This is a genomic window from Bryocella sp., from assembly GCF_058498515.1.
In genome coordinates, this window is record NZ_JBMHYI010000055.1 from 1 (window position 1) to 6,198 (window position 6,198).

The following is a 6,198-nucleotide window of genomic DNA, read 5'->3' on the forward strand; positions in this document are numbered from 1 at the left end:
GAAATGACCATCGACGAAGCAGGCGACGCGCTGCTCGACATGATCGTCCGCACCGCCAATGGTCGCCACACTGCGGCAGAAGCGCTTGGACACCGCGAGTTCGCGATGACCAAGCTTTACCGGAGCGCGTAACTTGGCAAAGTTCAAGTCACAGGAGCTGCGCAGTCTCGTAAGCAAACTCGCCATTGCAGACGGCGTCCCGGCACACGATGCGGAAGTCTTCGCGCGTGTGCTGGTCGACGCCGATCTGCAGGGCGTGTCGACGCACGGCGTCTCGCGCTTGAATATCTATCTGCAGCGAATCGAAAAGGGACTGATCGATCCGAAGGCGAGCCTTGGGATCGATCGCAACGGAGGCAGCGTGCTTGCGCTTGATGCCGGCAACGGCCTCGGCCAAGTCCAGGCGATGAAGGCGCTCGACATGCTCATGCCGCTCGCAAAGCAGAATGGCATCGCCGCGGCTACCATCCGCAACTCGCAGCACTTCGGCGCACTGTCGTTCTACTGCAATCGTGCCGCGGAAGAAGACATGATCCTGCTTGCCATGACTAACTGCGAGCCTGCGATGTCACCCGCTGGTGGCTTTCAGCCCTTCTTCGGCACCAACCCCATCGCCACGTCTTTCCCAACGGGCAAAGGCTATAGCGTGAAGATCGATATGGCAACTTCCATCATCGCGCGTGGCAACATCATCGTCGCGCAGAAAAAAGGTCAGTCCATTCCCGAGGGTTGGGCACTCGATCCCGACGGTGAGCCAACGACCGATGCCTCGCAGGCTTTGCTCGGCACGGTACTCACCATGGCCGGCCATAAAGGCTACGCGCTCGCACTCATGATCGAAGTCTTCAGCAGCGTGCTTTCCGGCGCAGCGATCGGCCCCGAGATCGGTTCGATGTACAAGAATATGGATCGCAAGCAGGATGTCGGCCACTTCTTCTGCTTACTCAACATCGCAGCTTTCCTGGACGTCGCAGACTTCAAGCGCCGCATGGACGAGACCATCGACAGCATCAAGTCCAGCAAGCGCCGCCCTGGCGTGGATGAAATCTTGATTCCGGGTGAACGGTCGTCGCGCAAGGCTGCGGAAAATGAAGCGGCCGGCATTGTGGTTCCCGATGTCACCGCTGCGGAACTCAAAGATTTATGCACACGTTTGAACGTACCGTTTGATTGGGCAGAGGTGGGGAACTAGACATGCCGGACATTCTTATCTCTGAAAATATTCGTGGCGCCGCAGTCGACGCATTGTCTTCTCGCTTTGAGGTTCAGACTCTTCCTAATCTTTGGAAAGATCCCGAAGAGTTGAAGCGGCTCGTTGCCAATGTTCGCGCGTTGATTGTGCGCAACCAGACCCAGGTGACCGCAGACGTCTTCGCTGCCGCGAAGAAGCTCGTGGTCGTGGGCCGTGCCGGCGTAGGACTAGACAACGTCGATGTCGTTGCCGCAACCAAAGCCGGAGTCGTGATCACCTCCACGCCCGATCAGAACGCGATCAGCGTCGCGGAACTCGCCATCGGTCTAATGCTGTCGCTGGCTCGCTTGATTCCGGACGCGAACGCTGATACTCGGAAAGGAAACTGGGACCGGCAGAGCTTCTTCGGTACGGAGATGTACGGTAAGACGTTCGGCATCGTTGGCGCTGGCAAGATCGGTTTCCTCACTGCCCGTCGTGCCCAGGCTTTCGGCATGAAGATCCTTGCATACGATCCTTATCTCAGCCCCGACAATGTCCTGCTGGCTGACCTGAACGCACAACTGGTCGATCTCGACTATCTTCTGGAGCATGCAGACGTCATCTCCTGCCACCTGCCTGCCACGCCCGCGACGAATGGCATCTTCAACGTGGAGCGGTTTGGGAAAATGAAGCCGACAGCCACGTTTATCAATACGTCGCGCGGAGAAGTGGTCAACGAAAGCGATCTGATTCAGGCACTGAAGTCCAGGACCATCGCCGGCGCAGCGCTCGACGTTCGCGCAAAGGAGCCACCGCAGGTCGGTGAGTTGGAAAGCCTTCCAAATCTCATCCTCACGCCCCACGTCGCCGCATTCACCAAAGAAGGCCAGACCCGTGTGACCAATACGATTTGTGAAGATGTAGCGCGCGTTCTGGATGGGCAACCTGCTCAGAATGCTGTGAACAAAGTCTAGAGGGACGATGCGTGGCTCTTGGTCTCGACCCTACCGTCCCACGTCCAAGCTGTACAATTCCCGTGACCACCTTGACGCATAAAGCGGGGAGCGAACGTGCCGGTATTTATTGACTCTCCACAGCAGACCCAGACTTCACGCCGTCGCCGTAGACTCCTCATTCTCGGTGCGGTCATCCTCGCTCTACTCGGCGCAAGCCGCACATTGCTTTCCTATTGGGTCGACCTTCTCTGGTTCAACTCCCTTGGCTACGGCCAGGTGTTTTGGAAGACGGCCGGTCTGCAAGTCGCCATCTTCGCCATCTTCGCGGCAGTCACGTTTGCTGTTCTCCTCCTTGCGCTGTCGGCTCTCCGCCGGTTGCATCAATCGGTTTTGCCGCAAGACCACAAGCTCATGATCGGCGGTCAGCCGGTTACTTTTTCCGTTCAGCCCGCACTGCGCATCATCTCGCTGCTGCTTTCTATCGTCGTGGCTCTCTTCACCGGAGGCTCGATGGCCTCCGACTGGCCCACGCTGGCACTGTTCTGGTACGCCCCGCATTCCTCCGGCTCGGTCGTCGATCCCATCTTCGCCCGCCCCCTGAACTTCTTCTTGTTTACACTGCCTGCATGGCAGCTTCTTCTCGGTTGGCTGCTCACTTTGTCGATCATCACGTGCGTCGCGGCCGTCGTATTTTTATTGCTCACCAGCGGTGCTCGCGCTCTCGATAAGACCCGCACCGTCTCCGCTCCCTCACCCTGGCGCGGTCTTTCCATAACAGCTGCCTTCCTCCTGCTGGTCCTCGCACTGAACGTCTACGTCGATCGCTTCCAGACCCTGCTCGAACACCACACCATCTTCGACGGCATCACCTACACGGACGCGCACATCACCATCCACGGCCTCCTGATCGTTTGTGCCGCATTGGTCCTCGGAGCAGGCATAGCCGCCGTCAACGCCGCGCGTGAAGCCCGCGGTAGTTGGATCGTCGGAGCAGTCGCACCGGCTGCCATTGCCTATGTCTTGCTCAGCGTCGTCGGCTGGTACGTAGCCAGTTTCATCGTCAAGCCCAACGAACTCGTCCGCGAAGAGCCCTACATCACTCACAACATCGAGATGACGCGACAGGCCTACGGTCTCGACAAGTTCTTGCAGCGCGAATTTCCAGCCGAAACCACCGTCGACGCAACCGATCCCGCCGACAACCAGCCCACGCTGCAGAACATCCGCCTCTGGGATTGGCACGCCCTGCAGGATACTCTTCGCCAGGTCCAGGAAATCCGCACCTACTACGATTTCCCCGATATCGACATCGACCGCTACGTCATCAATGGCAACATGCGTGAGGTCATGCTCGCCACCCGCGAGTTGAACGTCGAAAAGCTTCCCGACAGCAGCCGCAACTGGATCAACGAGAAGCTCATCTACACCCACGGCTACGGTATCACCATGAATCCCGTGAACGGCTTCACGGCGGAGGGTCTGCCAACCCTGATGCTCAGCAATATGCCTGTCCAGAGCACCGTGCCGGGCCTCACCGTCTCACGCCCGGAAATCTACTTTGGCGAGCTCACCAACACCGACGTCTACGTGAAGACCCGGCAGCAGGAGTTCGATTACCCGCAAGGGCAGGCCAACAATCTCACCTCTTACCAGGGGACAGGCGGTATCGTGCTCGGCGGCTTCCTCCGCCGCGTCCTTCTCTCCATTGATCGCAACGATCTCGGCAAACTGCCCTTCAGCGACGACGTCAATTCGCAAAGCCGCCTGCTCATGCGGCGCAATGTCCGCGAGCGCGTAGCCGCCATCGCACCGTTCCTTACCTTCGAGCAGGACCCTTACATCGTCGTCGGCGACGACGGCCGCCTCTCCTGGATGATGGATGCCTTTACCACCTCCGATAACTATCCCGACTCAACCCACTACAATCTCGGCAATAATCCCGTCAACTACATGCGCAACAGCGTGAAGGTAGTCATCGACGCTTACAACGGCGCCACCACTTTCTACACCTTTGACGAGGAAGACCCAATCCTCACGTCGTACCGCCGCATCTTTCCCAACCTCTTCAAAGACGCTTCGGCCATGCCCGCTGACCTTCGCAAACATGTGCGCTATCCCGAGTCGCTCTTCAAGCTCCAGTCCGAGGTGTATGGTCTCTACCACATGACCAATCCCGAGGTCTTCTTCAATCGCGAAGATCTCTGGACCGTCGCCACTGAAACCGGGCTGGACAGTGATGGGAACCAGTCGGTGCAGGCCATGCAGCCGAACTTCGTGCTCATGAAGCTTCCCGGTGAAGCAGGTGTGGAGTTCGTCGAGATTCTGCCCTTCACACCCGCCAACCGCAACAACCTCATCGGCTGGATCGCTGCTCGTTCGGACGGCGCCAATTATGGCAGCTCCATCGTCTACGACTTCCCCAAGACAAGGCTTGTAGACGGCCCACAGCAGATCGAAGCCCGCATCGATCAGAACGCACAGCTTTCGGGTCAACTCACTCTATGGAACCAGCAGGGCTCACACGTCCGCCGCGGCAGCCTTCTGGTCATCCCATCCGGTCGTGCCCTCTTGTATGCCGAGCCCATCTACCTGCAGGCCCAGCAGAGCCCCATGCCTGAGCTCCGCCTTGTCGTGCTCGCCTTGCAGGACCGCCTCGCCTACGGCCCGACCTTCCAGGCCGCGCTGCAGTCGCTTTTCGGTGGGCAAACGTCCTCTCTCACGTCCACAGACTCCCAGCAGACCGTGGCCGCCGCGTCGACAACAACCAGCCAGAGCCAACCCGCGACCGACCTCAATTCTTTGATCGCCGAAGCAGGCAAAGACTTCGCGGACTATCAACGCCTCACTGCGGCAGGTAAGCTCGGCGAAGCGGGGCAGAAGCTCGATGAGTTGAAGCATGTCATCGACCAGTTGAACGCGCGCGCTAAGTAGCGCCAATGTGCCCCAGAAGGGCTTCCGGCTTCGCCTCGCCTATACTGGAACTCGCGCCGCGTACAGTGCGCTTGCTGGCATTGTCCCCGTCGTCCAGTGGCCCAGGACGCTGCCTTCTCAAGGCAGAAACATAGGTTCGAATCCTGTCGGGGACGCCACGATTAGCTGCGCGGCCCGATTTCTTTGGAAGAGGTATTACCGGATGATCGACCCCAAGGCGGTGCTCACGCACCTTGACGAACTACGAGCCCTCACCGCCGATGACGACGGTGCCCAGCGCCTTGCATGGTCGCCCGTCTGGCTCAAAGCCCGCGTCTGGTTTGAAGAAAAGCTCGCCGCGCTGACCGAAAGCATCGCTCCCAACCTAGAGCACCATTACGACGCTGCCGGCAACCACTGGGTCACGCTTCCCGGAGCCTCCGAGAAAGCGCTCGTCTTCGGCAGCCACCTGGACTCTGTTCCCAACGGTGGCTGGCTCGACGGCTGCCTCGGTGTCCTCGCCGGCCTCGAGGTCCTGACCAGCATCGCCAAGCAATACAAGGGCGAACCACCCGTCACCATCAAGCTCGTCGACTGGGCCGACGAAGAAGGCGCTCGCTTCGGCCGTAGCCTCTTCGGCTCGTCCGCCTTCGCCGGAACGCACAGCATCGCAGCCGACCGCGTCCGCACCGACCGCGAAGGTCTCACGCTGGAAGCAGCCCTCGCCCAGTGCGGTTACACCGTCGAAAGCATCGGCGAAGCCGCTATCGAGCAGAAGAATCTTTCGGCATACCTGGAGCTCCATATAGAGCAGGGTCCCATCCTCGAAAAGCTTGGCAAGCCGCTCGGCGTAGTGCAGGGAACCAAGGGTGTCGAGCGCTGGGCCATTACTTTCCGCGGCCAGGAAGCCCACTCCGGCTCAACCCCCATGGAGGTCCGCCGCGACGCTCTCGCCGCCTGCGCCAAGCTGGCGCTGGAGATCCGCCCCATCGCCCGCAAGCATCCGCAATCGGTCGCGACGATGGGCAGCGTCAAGACATTTCCGGGCATCGTCACTGCCGTCGTCGGCCGCTGCGAAGCTACGCTCGACATGCGTGACCTCGACGCCACCGTCCTCGCACAGATGCTCTCTGACGCGCAGGCAGCCAGTGAGAAATT

The 6,198-nt window shown here is 59.7% G+C and carries 5 protein-coding genes and 1 tRNA gene; all 6 read left to right on the top strand.

Annotation, left to right across the window (positions count from 1 at the left end; translation table 11 throughout):
• Positions 1 to 3 precede the first annotated feature (3 nt).
• Positions 4 to 132 (top strand): hypothetical protein, encoded by a 129-nt coding sequence (locus tag AC5E6W_RS16925; protein WP_491753510.1) that lies wholly within the window; start codon positions 4 to 6, stop codon positions 130 to 132.
• Position 133: 1 nt separating this feature from the next.
• Positions 134 to 1,192, top strand: a complete 1,059-nt coding sequence (locus AC5E6W_RS16930) for an Ldh family oxidoreductase (protein WP_491753506.1) — start codon at positions 134 to 136, stop codon at positions 1,190 to 1,192.
• 2 nt (positions 1,193 to 1,194) lie between these two features.
• Complete coding sequence (locus AC5E6W_RS16935; protein WP_491753507.1) at positions 1,195 to 2,148, top strand: hydroxyacid dehydrogenase; 954 nt, start codon at positions 1,195 to 1,197, stop codon at positions 2,146 to 2,148.
• Between the two features lie 96 nt (positions 2,149 to 2,244).
• Positions 2,245 to 5,061 carry a UPF0182 family membrane protein gene (locus AC5E6W_RS16940; protein WP_491753508.1) on the top strand — a complete coding sequence of 939 codons (2,817 nt, stop codon included), beginning with the start codon at positions 2,245 to 2,247 and terminating at the stop codon, positions 5,059 to 5,061.
• Positions 5,062 to 5,143: 82 nt separating this feature from the next.
• Positions 5,144 to 5,219, top strand: a tRNA-Glu gene (locus AC5E6W_RS16945).
• A gap of 44 nt (positions 5,220 to 5,263) precedes the next feature.
• Positions 5,264 to 6,198 (top strand): hydantoinase/carbamoylase family amidase (locus tag AC5E6W_RS16950; protein WP_491753509.1); only part of this gene is annotated, 935 nt, incomplete at its 3' end.

What these genes read in the sequence shown, in the direction of transcription:
- AC5E6W_RS16925 (WP_491753510.1), top strand. Translation starts at nt 4, where the DNA reads ATGACCATCGACGAAGCAGGCGACGCGCTGCTCGACATGATCGTCCGC.
- AC5E6W_RS16935 (WP_491753507.1), top strand. Translation starts at nt 1,195, where the DNA reads ATGCCGGACATTCTTATCTCTGAAAATATTCGTGGCGCCGCAGTCGAC.